The organism is Actinomyces sp. Marseille-P3109, assembly GCF_900323545.1.
GTDB lineage: Bacteria > Actinomycetota > Actinomycetes > Actinomycetales > Actinomycetaceae > Actinomyces.
Window position 1 is genome coordinate 669275 of the sequence record NZ_OOHN01000008.1, and the last position, 14800, is coordinate 684074.

Annotated in this window: 11 protein-coding genes; 7 read left to right on the forward strand and 4 right to left on the reverse strand. The window is 69.1% G+C overall.

The genetic code is table 11. The annotated features are described in order from the left end of the window. Window positions 1-17 precede the first annotated feature (17 nt). Together cydB and BQ8008_RS03220 are read right to left on the reverse strand one after the other, a co-directional pair. On the reverse strand, window positions 18-1151 hold the full coding sequence (cydB, locus tag BQ8008_RS03215; protein WP_108832776.1) for a cytochrome d ubiquinol oxidase subunit II: 1134 nt from the start codon (window positions 1149-1151) through the stop codon (window positions 18-20). A gap of 20 nt (window positions 1152-1171) precedes the next feature. Continuing rightward, window positions 1172-2707, reverse strand: coding sequence for a cytochrome ubiquinol oxidase subunit I (locus BQ8008_RS03220; RefSeq protein WP_108832777.1), 1536 nt, complete (start codon window positions 2705-2707; stop codon window positions 1172-1174). A gap of 639 nt (window positions 2708-3346) precedes the next feature. Between BQ8008_RS03220 and BQ8008_RS03225 the strand changes: the two genes are divergently transcribed. From BQ8008_RS03225 to BQ8008_RS03255, 7 genes are all read left to right on the forward strand, one after another. After that, window positions 3347-6721 (forward strand): ribonuclease E/G, encoded by a 3375-nt coding sequence (locus BQ8008_RS03225; RefSeq protein ID WP_108832778.1) that lies wholly within the window; start codon window positions 3347-3349, stop codon window positions 6719-6721. A gap of 183 nt (window positions 6722-6904) precedes the next feature. Continuing rightward, on the forward strand, window positions 6905-7225 hold the full coding sequence (gene rplU / locus BQ8008_RS03230; RefSeq protein ID WP_004565174.1) for a 50S ribosomal protein L21: 321 nt from the start codon (window positions 6905-6907) through the stop codon (window positions 7223-7225). A 69-nt stretch (window positions 7226-7294) separates the two neighbouring features. After that, the gene (gene rpmA / locus BQ8008_RS03235; protein ID WP_003785909.1) at window positions 7295-7552 is read left to right on the forward strand and encodes a 50S ribosomal protein L27; all 258 of its coding nucleotides are present in this window, start codon (window positions 7295-7297) and stop codon (window positions 7550-7552) included. 84 nt (window positions 7553-7636) lie between these two features. Continuing rightward, window positions 7637-9238, forward strand: a complete 1602-nt coding sequence (obgE, locus tag BQ8008_RS03240) for a GTPase ObgE (protein WP_108832779.1) — start codon at window positions 7637-7639, stop codon at window positions 9236-9238. Between the two features lie 94 nt (window positions 9239-9332). Next, on the forward strand, window positions 9333-10427 hold the full coding sequence (gene proB, locus BQ8008_RS03245; RefSeq protein ID WP_108832780.1) for a glutamate 5-kinase: 1095 nt from the start codon (window positions 9333-9335) through the stop codon (window positions 10425-10427). 202 nt (window positions 10428-10629) lie between these two features. After that, the gene (locus BQ8008_RS03250; RefSeq protein ID WP_108832781.1) at window positions 10630-11925 is read left to right on the forward strand and encodes a glutamate-5-semialdehyde dehydrogenase; all 1296 of its coding nucleotides are present in this window, start codon (window positions 10630-10632) and stop codon (window positions 11923-11925) included. 184 nt (window positions 11926-12109) lie between these two features. Beyond that, on the forward strand, window positions 12110-12583 hold the full coding sequence (locus BQ8008_RS03255; RefSeq protein ID WP_108832782.1) for a ubiquitin carboxyl-hydrolase: 474 nt from the start codon (window positions 12110-12112) through the stop codon (window positions 12581-12583). A 48-nt stretch (window positions 12584-12631) separates the two neighbouring features. Here BQ8008_RS03255 and BQ8008_RS03260 read toward each other — a convergent pair whose 3' ends face one another. Together BQ8008_RS03260 and BQ8008_RS03265 are read right to left on the reverse strand one after the other, a co-directional pair. Further along, a complete protein-coding gene (locus BQ8008_RS03260) occupies window positions 12632-13291 on the reverse strand; it encodes a response regulator transcription factor (RefSeq protein ID WP_108832783.1) in 660 nt (219 codons plus the stop codon). Window positions 13292-13298: 7 nt separating this feature from the next. Beyond that, window positions 13299-14789: a sensor histidine kinase gene (locus BQ8008_RS03265; RefSeq protein ID WP_234415201.1), complete on the reverse strand. Its 1491-nt coding sequence runs from the start codon at window positions 14787-14789 to the stop codon at window positions 13299-13301. Window positions 14790-14800 lie beyond the last annotated feature (11 nt).

Genomic DNA, 14800 nt, shown 5'->3' on the forward strand with positions numbered 1-14800 from the left:
ATACGTGGTGCGGCTGGTCAGTACCCGAAGTGCGCCTCTGGCTGGGCGGAGTCGCGCACCAGCGTGGGGTGCAGCCCGCCCTGGTCGGGGTTGATGCTCTCGGCGCTGATACGGAAGGCGAACACCTTGTAGCTCCAGACCGTGTAGGCCAGGACCCCGGGGACGAACACGGCCGCGGCGACGGTCATGATGAGCAGCGTCGTGTCGGTGCTCGCTGCCTGCTGGATCGTCAGCGAGTAGGCCGGGTCCACCGAGGATCGCATGACGTTGGGGGCCATAGCGGCGAAGATGAAGACGACCGCGAAGGCGATCCCCACGAAGTGCAGGGCGAAGGCCCGCCCCTCGCTCCCGGTGCGTCCCATGAGCAGTGAGCCGATGAGCCCGGCTGCGGCGACGGCCAGTGGGATCCAGGACAGGGCGCTGTCCGAGTAGGCCAGCTGGGCCCACAGCGCCCAGGCCGCGGTGACGACGGTCGCAACCGGAGCGAGCCTGCGAGACAGGGCCAGGGACCGCCGCGAGAGCTCGCCGGTGGTCTTGAGAGCCACGAAGAGCGCACCGTGGTTGAGGAAGAGCAGACAGGTGACCGCGCCCCCCAGTAGAGTGAAGGGCGTCACCATGCTGAGCAACCCGCCGGTGATCTGGTGGGCGGCGCCGGGCACGAGCGAGTCGGCCCGTACCTGGCCGGCCGGGACCGCGGCGCCGGTGGAGATCTTGACGACCTCGATGTGCATGCCCTGAACCAGGTTCGCAAAGGCCACGCCCCACAGGATGGAGGGCAGCCAGGCGCTGATCGTGTGGACCCAGTCCCAGCGGTCGCGCCAGGTCTGGCAGTTGACCTTGGGGCGCCACTCGATGGCGCACACGCGCACGATGAGGCACAGCAGGATGATGAACAGGACGATGTAGGCCCCCGAGAACAGGGTGGAGTACCACTCGGGGAAGGCCGCGAAGGTGGCTCCGCCGGCGGTGAGCAGCCACACCTCGTTGCCGTCCCAGTGGGGGCCGATGGTGGACAGCGTCGCACGCCGCTCGCGCTCATCTCGCCCCAGGATCTTCAGAAGCATCCCGACGCCGAAGTCGAATCCCTCCAGGGTGAGGTAGCCGATCCACAGGACGGCGATGAGGATGAACCAGAGGATGCTCAGTGTCATGGGTGTCTACCTTCCTCGGTTCAGTAGGCGAAGGACAGGGCGGGGGCGGCCTCGGACGAGTCATGGGACTCGTCGTCGGAGCCGTCTGAGGGCTCCGCGGCCTTGGCGGGCACCGGAGTGCGTACGCCCTCACGGATGTACCGGCGCAGCAGGACGAACCAGACCACGCCGAGTGCGGCGTACAGCAGGGTGAAGATGACCATCGAGGCCAGCACCGTGCCCGAGGAGACCACGGAGGAGACGCCGTCGGCAGTGAGCATGTAGACCTGGGAGACCGGGTCGGACAGGTTGGGCGCGATGACCCAGGGCTGGCGTCCCATCTCGCGGAAGATCCAGCCGAAGGAGCAGGCGATGAAGGGCAGCCACATGGTGGCCAGTGCCACTTTGCCCAGGATCGGCCGGGAGATGAGCCGTCCGGAGCGGGTCAGCCACAGGGCCAGGACCCCCAGTCCCATCGAGGCCATGCCCAGCCCGATCATGAGGCGGAAGGACCAGAAATTGACCATGATGTTGGGGCTGTAGTCGACGGCGTTGCCGCGGGCGTCGGTGGTGCCGTAGTGCTGTGCGTAGGTGTCACCGGACTCCTTGAGCCCGGTGAGCTCGGCGTTGAAGTCGTTGGTGGCCATGAAGGAGTAGACGCCGGGAACCGAGATGAACCGGACCATGCCGTCCTCGCTCTTGCAGTCCCCGAAAGCGGCCACGGTGAAGGGTGCTTTGGACTCGGAGTGGCACAGGCCCTCGGCGGCGGCCATCTTGGCCGGCTGGTACTCGGCGACCAGCTGCCCCTGCATGTGCCCGGTGCCGGCGGTGACCAGACCCGCCGCCACCATGACGATGGCGCCGAAGCGGGTGACCCGCCGCCACAGCTCACGGGCCTCGAAGTCCTGCTCGGCGCGGGCGGCCTTGACCATCCACCACACCGAGACGCCCATGACGACGGCGCCGGCCACCAGCAGCGCCGAGGAGATGACGTGCAAAACCGTGGCCCACACCAGCTCATTGGACAGCAGCTTGAGGAAACCGCTCACGCCGTCGAGCTCGGCACGTCCCGTCCTGGGGTTGACGACGGCGCCCACCGGGTGCTGCATCCAGGAGTTCGCGGTGAGGATGAAGAAGGCGGAGAAGTTCGTGCCCGCGGCCACGGCCCACATGCACAGGTTGTGGAGTCTGGGGGACAAGCGGTCCCATCCGAAGATCCACATACCCAGGAAGACCGATTCCATGAAGAAGGCCAGCAGGGCCTCGAAGGCGAGCGGGGCGCCGAAGATGTTGCCCACGAATCGCGAGTACTCGGACCAGTTCATGCCGAACTGGAACTCCTGGACGATTCCGGTGGCCACACCCAGCGCGAAGTTGATCAGCAGGATCTTGCCGAAGAACTTGGTGGCCACCAGCCACTGCTCGTTGCCGGTCCGACGCCACAGCGTCTCCATGAGAGCCACCAGCGGCGAGAGCCCGATGGTCAGCGGGACCAGGATGAAGTGGTAGACGGTGGTGATGCCGAACTGCCAGCGCGCCAGATCCAGAGAGTCCAGCGCCATAGGAGAGATGGCCATCCGTGCCACCTTTCGGAGATGACGATGAGGTCGATAAGGTGTTCTGTAGAACGTCCTACAGGTCGATAGGGGGATTGTAGGCCATCTATGACGTGATGTCATGAAACAGCTGGGTTTCGATGCGATGTCGATGGTCGCGGCTGCCCCTTTTCGCCTTGTAAACCCTATCGTCCAGGGCGGTTCTTCCGGGGGTTTTCGATGCGATTGTTGAAGGGCGGCAATCGTGGATGTGGGACTGAAGGCCCGTGAGTAACGTTCTGAGGTCGACTGAAAACTGACTATTTTCTAGGTGTTCACTGGTTGTGCGGTGGGATTGGGGTGGACTCGAGGCGGAGCGAGAGATGAGCCACCATGAGCATGACGAGTCGCGCAGGCGCTTATCGCTGTATGTGTGGGATACTTCGACCCGGCTCCGGGTACTCCGTACCGGTACCAGGAGCCACGCCTTCCGACCGACCCTGTCCGAGGACCTTGCGCCGCCCGAGCTGCGCCGCTGCGAGCCCGGTCTGTGTGGACGTCAGGTAAGGCATGCGCCCTCAGGGCGCTCGTAGACTTTTTCGCTGCTCCCGCCTGGGAGCACAACCGCGCTGACGCGTCGAGGGTACGACGACGGCGCCGGCCCCGGAGAGTGCAAGCCCCATGGCACGTCGCACCACATCAGAATCAACAGAATCGCACGAGCACGAGCAGGACCAGGCAGTCGGTGATGCCGTGAGCGCCCCGGCCCCGCGCCGTCGTCGCAAGGTCACCGCCGCTGCCGCCGCGCCGGCTCAGGCTCCCGCTGCCGAGCAGCCGGGCGCGACGGACCCCGCGGACGTCATCACCTCCTCAGCTGCCGACGATCCCGACCCTGAACAGCCCGAGCCCTCGGCCGCCTCGGTCGCTCCAGTAGTCCCGTCGCGTCGTCGTCGCAAGGTCGTCGCGGCCTCGGCCGCTCCCGAGGCGGCCCCGGCCGCCGAGCCGCACGTCGCCGGTACGGAGGTCGGCGAGCTCGATGAGCCGGAGAGCGCGCCGGTCACGGACGCAGCGGAGGCTGAGGCGGAGTCGCGGGTTGAGGACGAGCAGGCTGACGGTGCCAACGACGCCCACGACGCCGACGATGAGGGACCTGACGCACAGGGCGGACCGGACGAGGAGACCCTCCGGGAGGACCAGGGGGAGCCCGAGGCTCCGCGCCTGCCCGCCGCCTCGCTCCTGTTCCAGGCCCCCGACCCCAGCCGGGCCCGCCGGCGTCGGCGGGTCACCGCCGCCACCGCCGCGCCCCAGGAGGCCCCGACGGCCGCGCGCCATCAGGGCGCAAGCGGCTGGGGGGAGGAGCCTGAGGACCCTGAAGCGGACTCCCCGGCCGGTGCAGAGGGCCGGGTGCCCGATGATGAGGATGACGCCGGGACCTCGTCGCCCCGGGGGGAGCGGGCCGGTGGACGCAGCCGTCGCCGTCGTCGGGCGGTCGCCGGTGCGGGAGCGTCGCAGAAGGGGCGCAGCGCCTCCGCCTCCCCGGTCGAGGAGCGCGACGACGATGCCGAGTCCGCCGCTGGGTCTCCCGAGATCGACGCCGCCGGTGGCTCCCAGGACGACTCTCAGGACGAGGCGCGCGATGGCGGGGCCCGCCGCAAGCGCCGCCGAGGCGGGCGAGGCCGGCGCTCACGCTCGCGTAGCGAGGACTCCGCACCCAACGAGGCCGACGACGAGTCCCGAACCACCGAGGACCCGTCCCGCTCCGGCGGAGAGGGCACGGGTTCCGCAGCGACCTCGGCCCGCGAGACCTCTGCGGACGCTGCCGTCGAGGCGACCGCGGGGGCCGTGTCAGGATCGCGCCGGCGCCGGCGCCGTTCCCGTACCCGCTCCGAGGGAGGCGACCCGCGTGACGAGGTCACCGCCCTCAAGGGCTCCACCCGGCTGGAGGCCAAGCGCCAGCGCCGTCGCGAGGGGCGGGCGGCCGGACGCCGTCGGCCCATCGTCACTGAGGCCGAGTTCCTGGCCCGCCGCGAGTCCGTGGACCGCCAGATGATCGTGCGCGAGTCCGACGGCCTCAACCAGATCGCCGTCCTGGAGGACGGGCTCCTCGTGGAGCACTACGTCTCCCGGCACACTCAGACCTCCATGGTCGGAAACGTCTACGTCGGTCGGGTCCAGAACGTCCTGCCCTCCATGGAGGCCGCCTTCGTGGACCTGGGCAAGGGGCGCAACGCCGTGCTCTACGCCGGCGAGGTCAACTGGGACGCCGCCGGCCTGGAGGGCCGGCCCCGCCGGATCGAGGACGCGCTCTCCAGCGGGGACACCGTCCTGGTCCAGGTCACCAAGGACCCCATCGGGCATAAGGGCGCCCGCCTCACCAGTCAGATCACCTTGGCGGGCCGCTACCTGGTTCTCGTCCCCGGCGGCACCATGACGGGGATCTCGCGCAAGCTGCCCGACACCGAGCGCAGCCGCCTGAAGAAGATCCTCAAGCGGATCGTGCCCGATTCCGCCGGAGTCATCGTGCGCACCGCCGCCGAGGGGGCCAGCCAGGAGCAGCTGACCGCCGACGTCGAGAGGCTCGTGGCCCAGTGGGAGTCCATCGAGAAGAAGGCCTCCTCCGTCATGAAGGGCAGCGGCAAGGCCCCGGTCCTCCTCAAGGGGGAGCCGGAGCTCGCCGTGAGGGTCATCCGCGACGTCTTCAACGAGGACTTCCGCAAGCTCATCGTCTCCGGCGACAAGACCTGGTCGACGATCTCCCAGTACATCGACGACGTCAGTCCGGACCTGGCCGAGCGCCTCGAGCACTGGACCGGCCCCGAGGACGTCTTCGCCGCCCATCGCGTGGACGAGCAGCTCGCCAAGGGCTTCGACCGCAAGGTCTGGTTGCCCAGCGGCGGCACCCTGGTCATCGATCGCACCGAGGCGATGACCGTCATCGACGTCAACACCGGCCGCTTCACCGGGGCGGGCGGCACCCTGGAGGAGACCGTCACCCGCAACAACCTCGAGGCGGCCGAGGAGATCGTGCGCCAGCTGCGCCTGCGTGACATCGGAGGCATGGTCGTCATCGACTTCGTCGACATGGTCCTGGAGTCCAACCGGGACCTCGTTCTGCGTCGGCTCGTGGAGTGCCTGGGGCGCGATCGGACCCGCCACCAGGTCACGGAGGTCACCTCGCTCGGCCTGGTCCAGATGACCCGCAAACGGGTGGGACAGGGACTGGTCGAGGCCTTCTCCACCACCTGCGAGCACTGCAAGGGCCGCGGCTTCATCGTCCACGACGAGCCCGTGGAGAACCAGCAGGTCGACATGTCGACCTCGGCCTCCCGCGGCGGAGGGCGCTCGCGCGGGCGCAAGAACCGTGAGGAGCAGGCCGGATCCGGCAAGAAGGATGCTCAGGAGGTCAAGGGTAAGAGCGGAAAGGGGGCCGGCGGCACCAAGGGCTCGGCGAGGCACGACGCCGTTGCCTCGCCCGAGTCCGGGGCCGACGACGAGGCCCGGGCGGCGGTTCGCGGTGCCCTGGCCCAGATCGCGGCGGCTGCCGAGCAGGCCCACAAGGATGCGCAGGAGGCGGCTCAGGACGCTCAAGGGCTCGAGGGCTCGCAGGGGTCCGGCCAGGAGCAGGACGGGGACCGCGAGGGCGGCATCGACGAGACCGCCGACAAGAAGGGCGGCGTGAAGGAGGAGCAGAGCCCTCAGTCCGCGGACAAGCAGACGAAGACCAGGGCCAGGAAATCGACTGAGAGGAAGTCGACGAAGAAGGCCGGTAGGAAGTCCGAGAAGAGCACTGAGAAGAAGACCGAGAAGAAGTCGGCTAAGAAGAGCGCTGAGGACAAGGCTGAGGAGCCGGTCGGCGAGACGGTTGAGAAGCCGGCGGACAGCAGGCCCGTCAGGAGGACGAGGAGAAGGGCCTCCGCGAAGAGCGCCGCACCATCGACTGAGAACTCTCAGGCCGACAGCGGTGGCGGCGCGGATCCCGCGGGTGACTCCGAGCAGCCCGCCACTGCCTCGCCGACGCCGGAGAATTCTTCAGACGACCCGACGATGTCGGCCTAGCCTCCGTACGACCTTCGTGCCCAAGAACACAGGGGGCAGAACGGGGAGGAGGTTGGTGCTGGGAGCAGGATCGCCTAAAGTTATCCGTCGGTGCGTCTTGCGCCATTGCCCAGGACAGGGCCCTCCCGGTGAGGCTCACGGAAGCCTTTCCGTGCGTGAGAGCCTTTCGAAGAATCTACAGAGATGAGCATTCAAGTGGTCTACGCGATCGTCAAGGCCGGCGGCCGTCAGGAGAAGGTCTCCGTCGGCGACGTCGTGGTTGTCGACAAGCTTGCTGGTGAGATCGGCGACGAGGTCACCCTCGCCCCCGTCATGCTGGTGGACGGCGACAAGGTGACCACCTCTGCCGCCGACCTGGCCAAGTCCTCCGTCACCGCCGAGATCATCGGTGACGAGAAGGGCCCCAAGATCAACATCCTCAAGTTCAAGAACAAGACCGGCTTCCGCAAGCGCCAGGGCCACCGCGCTCAGCTGACGGCCGTCAAGGTCACCGCCATCAAGTGACCGCCCCGGCGTCAGCCAGCGCGCGGGCATCCTGAACGCACACGCTCGAGAAGAAAGAAGCCTTAAACCATGGCACACAAGAAGGGTCTTGGTTCCTCCCGTAACGGCCGTGACTCCAACGCGCAGCGCCTCGGCGTCAAGCGCTTCGGCGGTCAGTTCGTCAAGGCCGGCGAGATCATCGTCCGCCAGCGCGGCACCCACTTCCACCCCGGCCGCAACGTCGGCCGCGGCAACGACGACACCCTGTTCGCCACCGCAGCCGGCAACGTCGAGTTCGGCACCTTCCGTGGCCGCCGGGTCGTCAACGTCGTGCTCCCCGAGGCCTGAGCCCCGAGCACATCGCACGTCGCATGAGGGCGGACGGCAGCTGCCGTCCGCCCTCGCGCTATCCCCGGACTCACAGGAGACCCCATGCCCAGCTTCATTGACCGAGTGGTCCTCCACGTGGCCGGCGGCGACGGCGGCAACGGCTGCACCTCCGTGCACCGTGAGAAGTTCAAGCCCCTGGCCGGGCCCGACGGCGGCGACGGCGGTCACGGCGGGGACGTCGTCCTGAGCGTCGACCCCCGGGTGACGACCCTGCTGAGCTACCACCGCTCCCCGCACCAGCGGGCCGGTAGCGGCACCCCCGGTATGGGCGACTGGCGCCGCGGCACCGACGGCAAGGACCTCGTCCTGCCCGTGCCCGAGGGCACCGTCGTCAAGTATGCCGGAGGTCAGGTCATCGCCGACCTCGTGGGGGAGGGTGCCAGCATCGTCGTCGCCGAGGGCGGCACCGGCGGGCGCGGCAACTTCTCCCTGGCCTCCTCCAAGCGCAAGGCCCCCGGCTTCCACCTCCTGGGCGAGCCCGGCCAGGCCAGGGACATCACCTTGGAGCTCAAGACCATCGCCGACGTCGCTCTGGTGGGCTATCCCAGCGCCGGCAAGTCCTCCCTCATCGCCGCCATGAGCGCGGCCCGCCCCAAGATCGCCGACTACCCCTTCACGACCCTTGTGCCCAACCTCGGGGTCGTCGAGGCCGGCGACGTCCGCTTCACGATCGCCGACGTCCCCGGACTCATCCCCGGCGCCTCCCAGGGCAAGGGGCTGGGACTGGACTTCCTGCGGCACATCGAGCGCTGCGCCGTCATCGTCCACGTCCTGGACTGCGCCACCCTCGAGCCTGGCCGTGACCCCCTGTCCGACCTGGACACCATCGAGGCCGAGCTCGCCGCCTACTCCGAGCGCCTCGGGGACCAGGAGGACGATCCCGCCCTCACCGGCCGTGTCCCCCTCATGGAGCGGCCCCGCATCGTGGTGCTCAACAAGGTCGACGTCCCCGACGCCGCCGAGCTCGCCGAATTCGTGCGCGCCGACATCGAGGCCCGGGGCCTGCCCGTCCACATCGTCTCGGCGGTAGCCCACACAGGGCTGCGGCCCCTGTCCTTCGCCCTGGCCGGTGAGGTCGAGCGGGCCCGCGAGATGGCCCCGGCGGCGGCCCCCCAGGGCGATGGCGAGTTGAGCGTGCCCGACGGGTCGCGTCCGGTCATCCGCCCCGCCGCGGTCGGGCGCCGTGAGAAGGAGCCCGTCGCCCGGGTGCGCCTGCTGGCCCACCCCAGCGAGGGGCAGGTCTACCAGGTCCGCGGTCAGCGCCCCGAGCGATGGGTGCGTCAGACCGACTTCTCCAACGATGAGGCGGTCGGCTACCTCGCCGACCGGCTGGCCGCGGCCGGGGTTGAGGACGAGCTCGTCAAGGCCGGCGCCCACGCCGGTGACACCGTCCTCATCGGCGAGGTCGACGGGGGAGTGCTCTTCACCTGGGAGCCCTCGATGACCACCGGCCCTGAGCTGCTGGGCGCCCGCGGCACCGACCTGCGCCTGGAGGGCAGCCGGCGTCGGACCAACGTGGAGCGGCGCAGCCAGTACCACGAGATGATGGATGCCAAGGAGGCCGCGCGCCAGCAGCTGCGCGACGAGGCCGCCGAGGGCCTGTGGACCGACGCCACCACCTGGCACGAGGGCGATGAGGACTGACGGGCGGGCACCGGTGACTCAATCAGAGACTGTCAGCAACGCCGGCGGCCGCTGCGCGGGTAGGCGCCCGGACCGCCTGCCCGAAGGCTCCCGCGTGGTGGTCAAGATCGGCTCCTCCTCGCTGACGCGCGCCGACGGCGGGCTCGACCTCAACCGCATCGACATCCTGGCCGGCCTCATCGCCGGCATGCGGCGACGCGGACACGACGTCGTCCTCGTCTCCTCCGGGGCCGTCGCCTCTGGCCTGGCACCCCTGGGGCTGGACCGGCGCCCCGACGAGCTGCGCCTCCTGCAGGCCGCCGCCTCGGTGGGGCAGGGGCGGCTCGCTGCCCGCTGGGAGACCGCGATGAGCGCCTACGGACTCGTGACCGCCCAGGTCCTCCTGACCGCCCACGACGTCGCCATCCGCAGCCACTACCGCACGGTACGCGCCACCTTCGACTCCCTGCTCTCACTGGGGGCCGTCCCCATCATCAACGAGAACGACGCGGTGGCCACCAGCGAGTTCAGCCTCGGCGACAACGACCGCCTCGCGGCCCTCGTGGCCCACCTGGTGACCGCCGACGTCCTCGTGCTGCTCACCGACGTCGACGGCCTGTGGACCGCGCGGCCCGGGACACCCGGCGCCGAGCCCATCCGACACGTGCGTACAGCCGACGACCTGGAGGGGGTCAGTGTCTCCGGGCGCGGTTCCTTCGTGGGGACCGGCGGCATGACCACCAAGCTCCAAGCCGCCACCATCGCCTGCGCCTCGGGCACCACCACCCTCATCGCCCGCGCCGACGACGCCGCCCTCCTCCTCGGGGAGATCCAGGTTCCAGCAGCCCTGGGCACCTGGTTCGAACCCACCGGGCCGCACCGTCCCAGCCGCCGGCTGTGGATGGCCCACGCCTCCCAGCCCGAGGGGCGCCTCCTCATCGACGCCGGCGCCGCCCGGGCCCTGACAGTCGGTAAGAAGTCTCTTCTGCTGCCCGGCCTGACTGGCGTCGACGGCGACTTCGAGTCCGGGGCCGTGGTCGACGTCGTCGGCCCGGAGCGCACACTGGCCCGCGGGATCTGCCGCTACGCCGCTGCCGAGCTGCGCGAGGTCCTGACCGCCCGGGCCGCAGGTGCGCCGGCGCCCGACCATGTGGCTCCCGTCGTCCACCGCGACGACCTCGCCGAGCTGCCCCGTACTGCCGGAGTCTGAGGATGTCACCTCAGGAACAGGAGTGAACTGCGGCGATTCGAGCGATCGGTAGGACACGATGGGTGGGTGAGCCACTCGCTCCCGCAGCAGCCCTCTGGTCAGCCTCCCGCCGGGCCGTGAATGCAGTCGCCGCCTTCCCGCCAGTGGTTTGCCCGGTCCGCTGGGACTCCTCCTGACGAGGGGATTCTTCTATGGTGGTCCCATGAACGACGTCGACGCCCACGAGCTCGTCACCGCAGCCGCCCGCGCCGCCCGCACCGCGCAACGAAGCCTGGCCAGAGCCCCGCGCGCCGTCAAGGACGCCGCCCTGGAGGCCATGGCCCACAGCCTCACCGAGCACACCGAGGCCATCCTGAGCGCCAACGCCGCCGACCTGGAGCGCGGACACGACTCCGGGATGAAGCCCGGACTCCTGGACCGCCTGGCTCTTGACGCCGGCCGCCTGGCAGGCATCGCCGACTCCCTGCGGGAGGTCGCGGCCCTGCCCGACCCCGTGGGGCAGGTCGTCGACGGCTCGGTCATGCCCAACGGGCTGCGGGTGCGCCGGGTGCGGGTGCCCCTGGGCGTCGTCGGCATGATCTACGAGGCCCGCCCCAACGTCACCGTCGACACCGCCGCCCTGGCCGTCAAGTCCGGCAACGCCATCATCCTGCGTGGAGGCAGCGCCGCCCAGGACTCCAACGCCGCCATCGTGGCGGCCCTGCGCAGTGCCCTGGACTCTCAGGGACTGCCCGCGGACCTCGTCACGAGCGTGGACGCCGCCGGACGGGACGGGGCCCGCGCCCTCATGCGGGCCCACGGCCTGGTCGACGCCCTCGTGCCTCGCGGCGGGGCCGGTCTCATTCGCACCGTCGTCGAGCAGTCCACCGTTCCGGTCATCGAGACCGGCTCGGGGAACTGCCACGTCTACGTGGACGCCAGCGCCGATCTCCAGGCCGCGATGGACATCATCGTCAATGCCAAGACCCAGCGCGTCGGCGTGTGCAACGCTGCCGAGACTCTCCTGGTCCACGCCGACGTGGCCGCCGCCTACCTGCCGGACGCGGCCACAGCCCTGTGGGACCGGAACACCGCGTTGCACGCCGACCCCGTCGCCCACCGGATCCTGACCGAAACCGCCACCGGCAGCGGATGCGAGGCCCTCCTGACCGAGGCCACCGAGGAGGATTGGGACACCGAGTACGGCTCGCTGGACCTGGCCGTGCGCGTTGTCGAGAGCCTGGATGAGGCCATCGACCATATCCGGGCCCACACCACCGGGCACACCGAGGCGATTCTCGCCCAGGACGTGAGCGTTATCAACGACTTCATCGCGGGCATGGACTCAGCAGCCATCATGGTCAACGCCTCGACCCGCTTCACCGACGGCGGCCAGCTCGGGCTGGGGGCGGAGCTGGGCATCTCCACCCAGAAGCTCCACGCCCGCGGACCCATGGGGCTGACCGAGCTGACCACGACCACCTGGATCGTCGAGGGCGACGGGCACACCCGACCCTGAGCCGCTCCGTGTTGGCTTCATTCCCTCTCTGCGATCGTTCCGAGCCTCTCTCGTACCTCGTACCCACGCTTTAATGTGTCGTTTGTGTTACGGTTGATGACGGCCTCACGAATTCAGGTAAAATTGTGGGGCTGGGGGAACACGTGCAGGGAAGTCAGACAGAAGCCGGACAAGGGGGCACTGTATGCGTAACCTGATTCGCCGGGTCGGCCGCGGGCGCGTCATCGCTACGGCGGTCGTGGTCGTCACTGCGGGGCTCCTGGTCGGGGTCACCCGTATGGTGTTCTTCCACCCCACCGAGTCCGCGAGTGAGCCGGGCATCGTCCTGAACGGTACCCCCGGGGAGACCTCGTCGCAGTCCTCGACCTCCGTGTCACCGGGCCAGGTCGGCGGTGCCAGCAGCACCCAGTATGAGCAGCACGATGTCGAGGCGGAGTCCTCCGGGGCTCCGGGCCACTCGCCCCAGCAGGTTGAGCCCGAGCCGCCGGTCGCCGTCGACCATGGCGTCCGTCAGGTGGCGCCCGCCGCCCCTGCCGTCCCCGCCACGAACGAGAGATCCGGTAACGGCAACTCGAACGTCAGCGACGATGACGACGACGCGAAGGGCTCGGTGCCCGACGTCGACACTGACGACCATGACAACGACATCGACGACTGACGCGCATGACGCACTGACCAGCCGCCCCGGATGCTCGAGGGGCCGGAGTCAGACGAGCCGGTAGCCCATGCCGCGCACCGTCTCCACCCGGTCCTTGCCCAGCTTGTTGCGCAGGTAGGAGACATAGACCTCCACCACATTGGACCCCGGGTCGAAGTCCAGCCCCCACACGGCGCTCAGGAGCTGTTCGCGGCTGAGAACCTGACCGGGGTGACGCATGAAGGTCTCGGCCAGGGCGAACTCCCTGGCGGAGAGCTCCACCTTCCGACCCTCCAGTTCCAGGGTGCGGGTGCGCAGGTCGAGGACCATGTCGCGGTGGGTCAACCGCATCTGGTCGGTTCCTGTGACCTCCGGACGCAGCCGTACCCGGATACGGGCCAGGAGCTCCTCGAAGGAGAACGGTTTGGGTATGTAGTCGTCGGCGCCGCCCTCGAGGCCGGCGACGCGGTCGGCCACCGAGGAGCGCGCCGTGAGCATGATGACCGGCGCCGCTACCCCCTGACCGCGAAGCCGCTGGAGCACCTCGAAGCCGTCGATGTCGGGAAGGCCCACGTCCAGGATGATGAGGTCGAAGCTCTCCTGGAGCGCGAGCGTCACGGCCTCCAGGCCCGCAGAGGTGGTGTGCGTGGTGAACCCGGCCGCCTTGAGTCCCTTGGTGAGGAAGGCGACGATCCGGGGCTCGTCCTCAACGATCAGGATGCTGCTCATAGCGGATTCACTCCTTGAGGGTGTGCGGATCGGGGGCGCCCGACTCGGACGAGATCTTGGCGCCTGGAACAGGTGCCAGGGGGATCCTCATGGTAAACACCGAGCCCTCTCCCACCTGGGAGTGTATGTCCAGCCGTCCGCCGTGCGCTGCGACGATCGTCTCCACGATACTCAGTCCCAGACCTGTTCCCGAGGCCAGTTCCTGAGCGCTGGTGGTGCGTTTGAACCGCTGGCGTACGACGTCGACTTCCTCGGGGGGAATCCCGATGCCCTCGTCACCCACCCACATCCGCAGGTGTTTGTCCCGGACAGCGGAGCCCAGACGGACGGTGCTGCAGTTCTCGGAGTACTTCACGGCGTTGGCCACCAGCTGGAGCCAGGCCTGGGTGATTCGGGTGGGGTCGATCATGGCCCGGGTGAAGGCCACCGACTCCAGCTGCCAGCGGCGCTCACCCAGGGCGAGGGACTTGTCGAAGACCAGTTCGGTGAGCTCGGCGACGTCGGTGTCCACCGGTGTGACGAAGTCGCTCTGGGCGCTCTTGGCCAGCAGGATCAGATCATCGATGAGCACTCCCATCCGGTCGAGCTCGTCAATGGCCAGCAGCTGGGTCTGGTGCACCTCCTCGGAGTCGGCCGGGTCGGTGAGCTCAAGGTGCCCACGGACCACGGCGATGGGCGTACGCAGCTCGTGGCCGACGTCGTCGAGCAGGTTGCGCTGCGCCTCCACCGAGGTCTGGACCCGGTCGAGCATCCGGTTGACGGTCGCGGCCAGGGCGGTCAGGTCGTCTCGGCCCTTGACCGGGACCCGGGTGGTCAGGTCGTCCTCGCCGATGGACTCGGTGGCGCGCCGCAGCTGCTCGATGGGGCGCAGGAGCCGCTCGACGGCGAACCAGGCCAGGCCCGTCACCAGGGCGACGGTGAAAACGGCCGCCGCGGCGTAGAAGGCCATGGTGCGCTGAAGCTGGGACTCGGCAACCTTGAGGTCGATGACGTGCACGAGCGCCCCGTGTTGGGAACCGCCCTGGACCGGGACGACGAGAACCCGGTAGTTCGATGAGGGGGTGCGTACCGTCTCGATGACTGACTCCGATGCTGCGGCCTGGGAGGTCACTCGCTTGAGCAGGTCGGTGTCCTCCTCCGGGCGGAAGGAGACGTTGTCCGAGGACACCCAGGTCAGTACCGTGTTGGAGTTGGTCCCCACGAATCCGAGCTCGGCCTCACCCGGCCCCTCCGCGGTGCGCTGGATGTGGACGCGAAGAACAGAGGAGACGTCCTCCAGGGGCCGGCCGCTGGAGGGATCGACGCGGTCGGCGGCCAGCTGGCGGATCCGGTCGCGGCTGTGCTCAAGCCGGTTCGTGGCGTCGGCCGACACGCTCGAGTGTCCCAGTGCCCACACGATCGCCCCGCAGGTGACCAGTGCGATACTGGCGACCAGCACGATCGCCCACATGACGCGGGTACCTATGGTGAAGGTACGGGTGGGCATCAGTGAGGTCACGTCGCCATTGT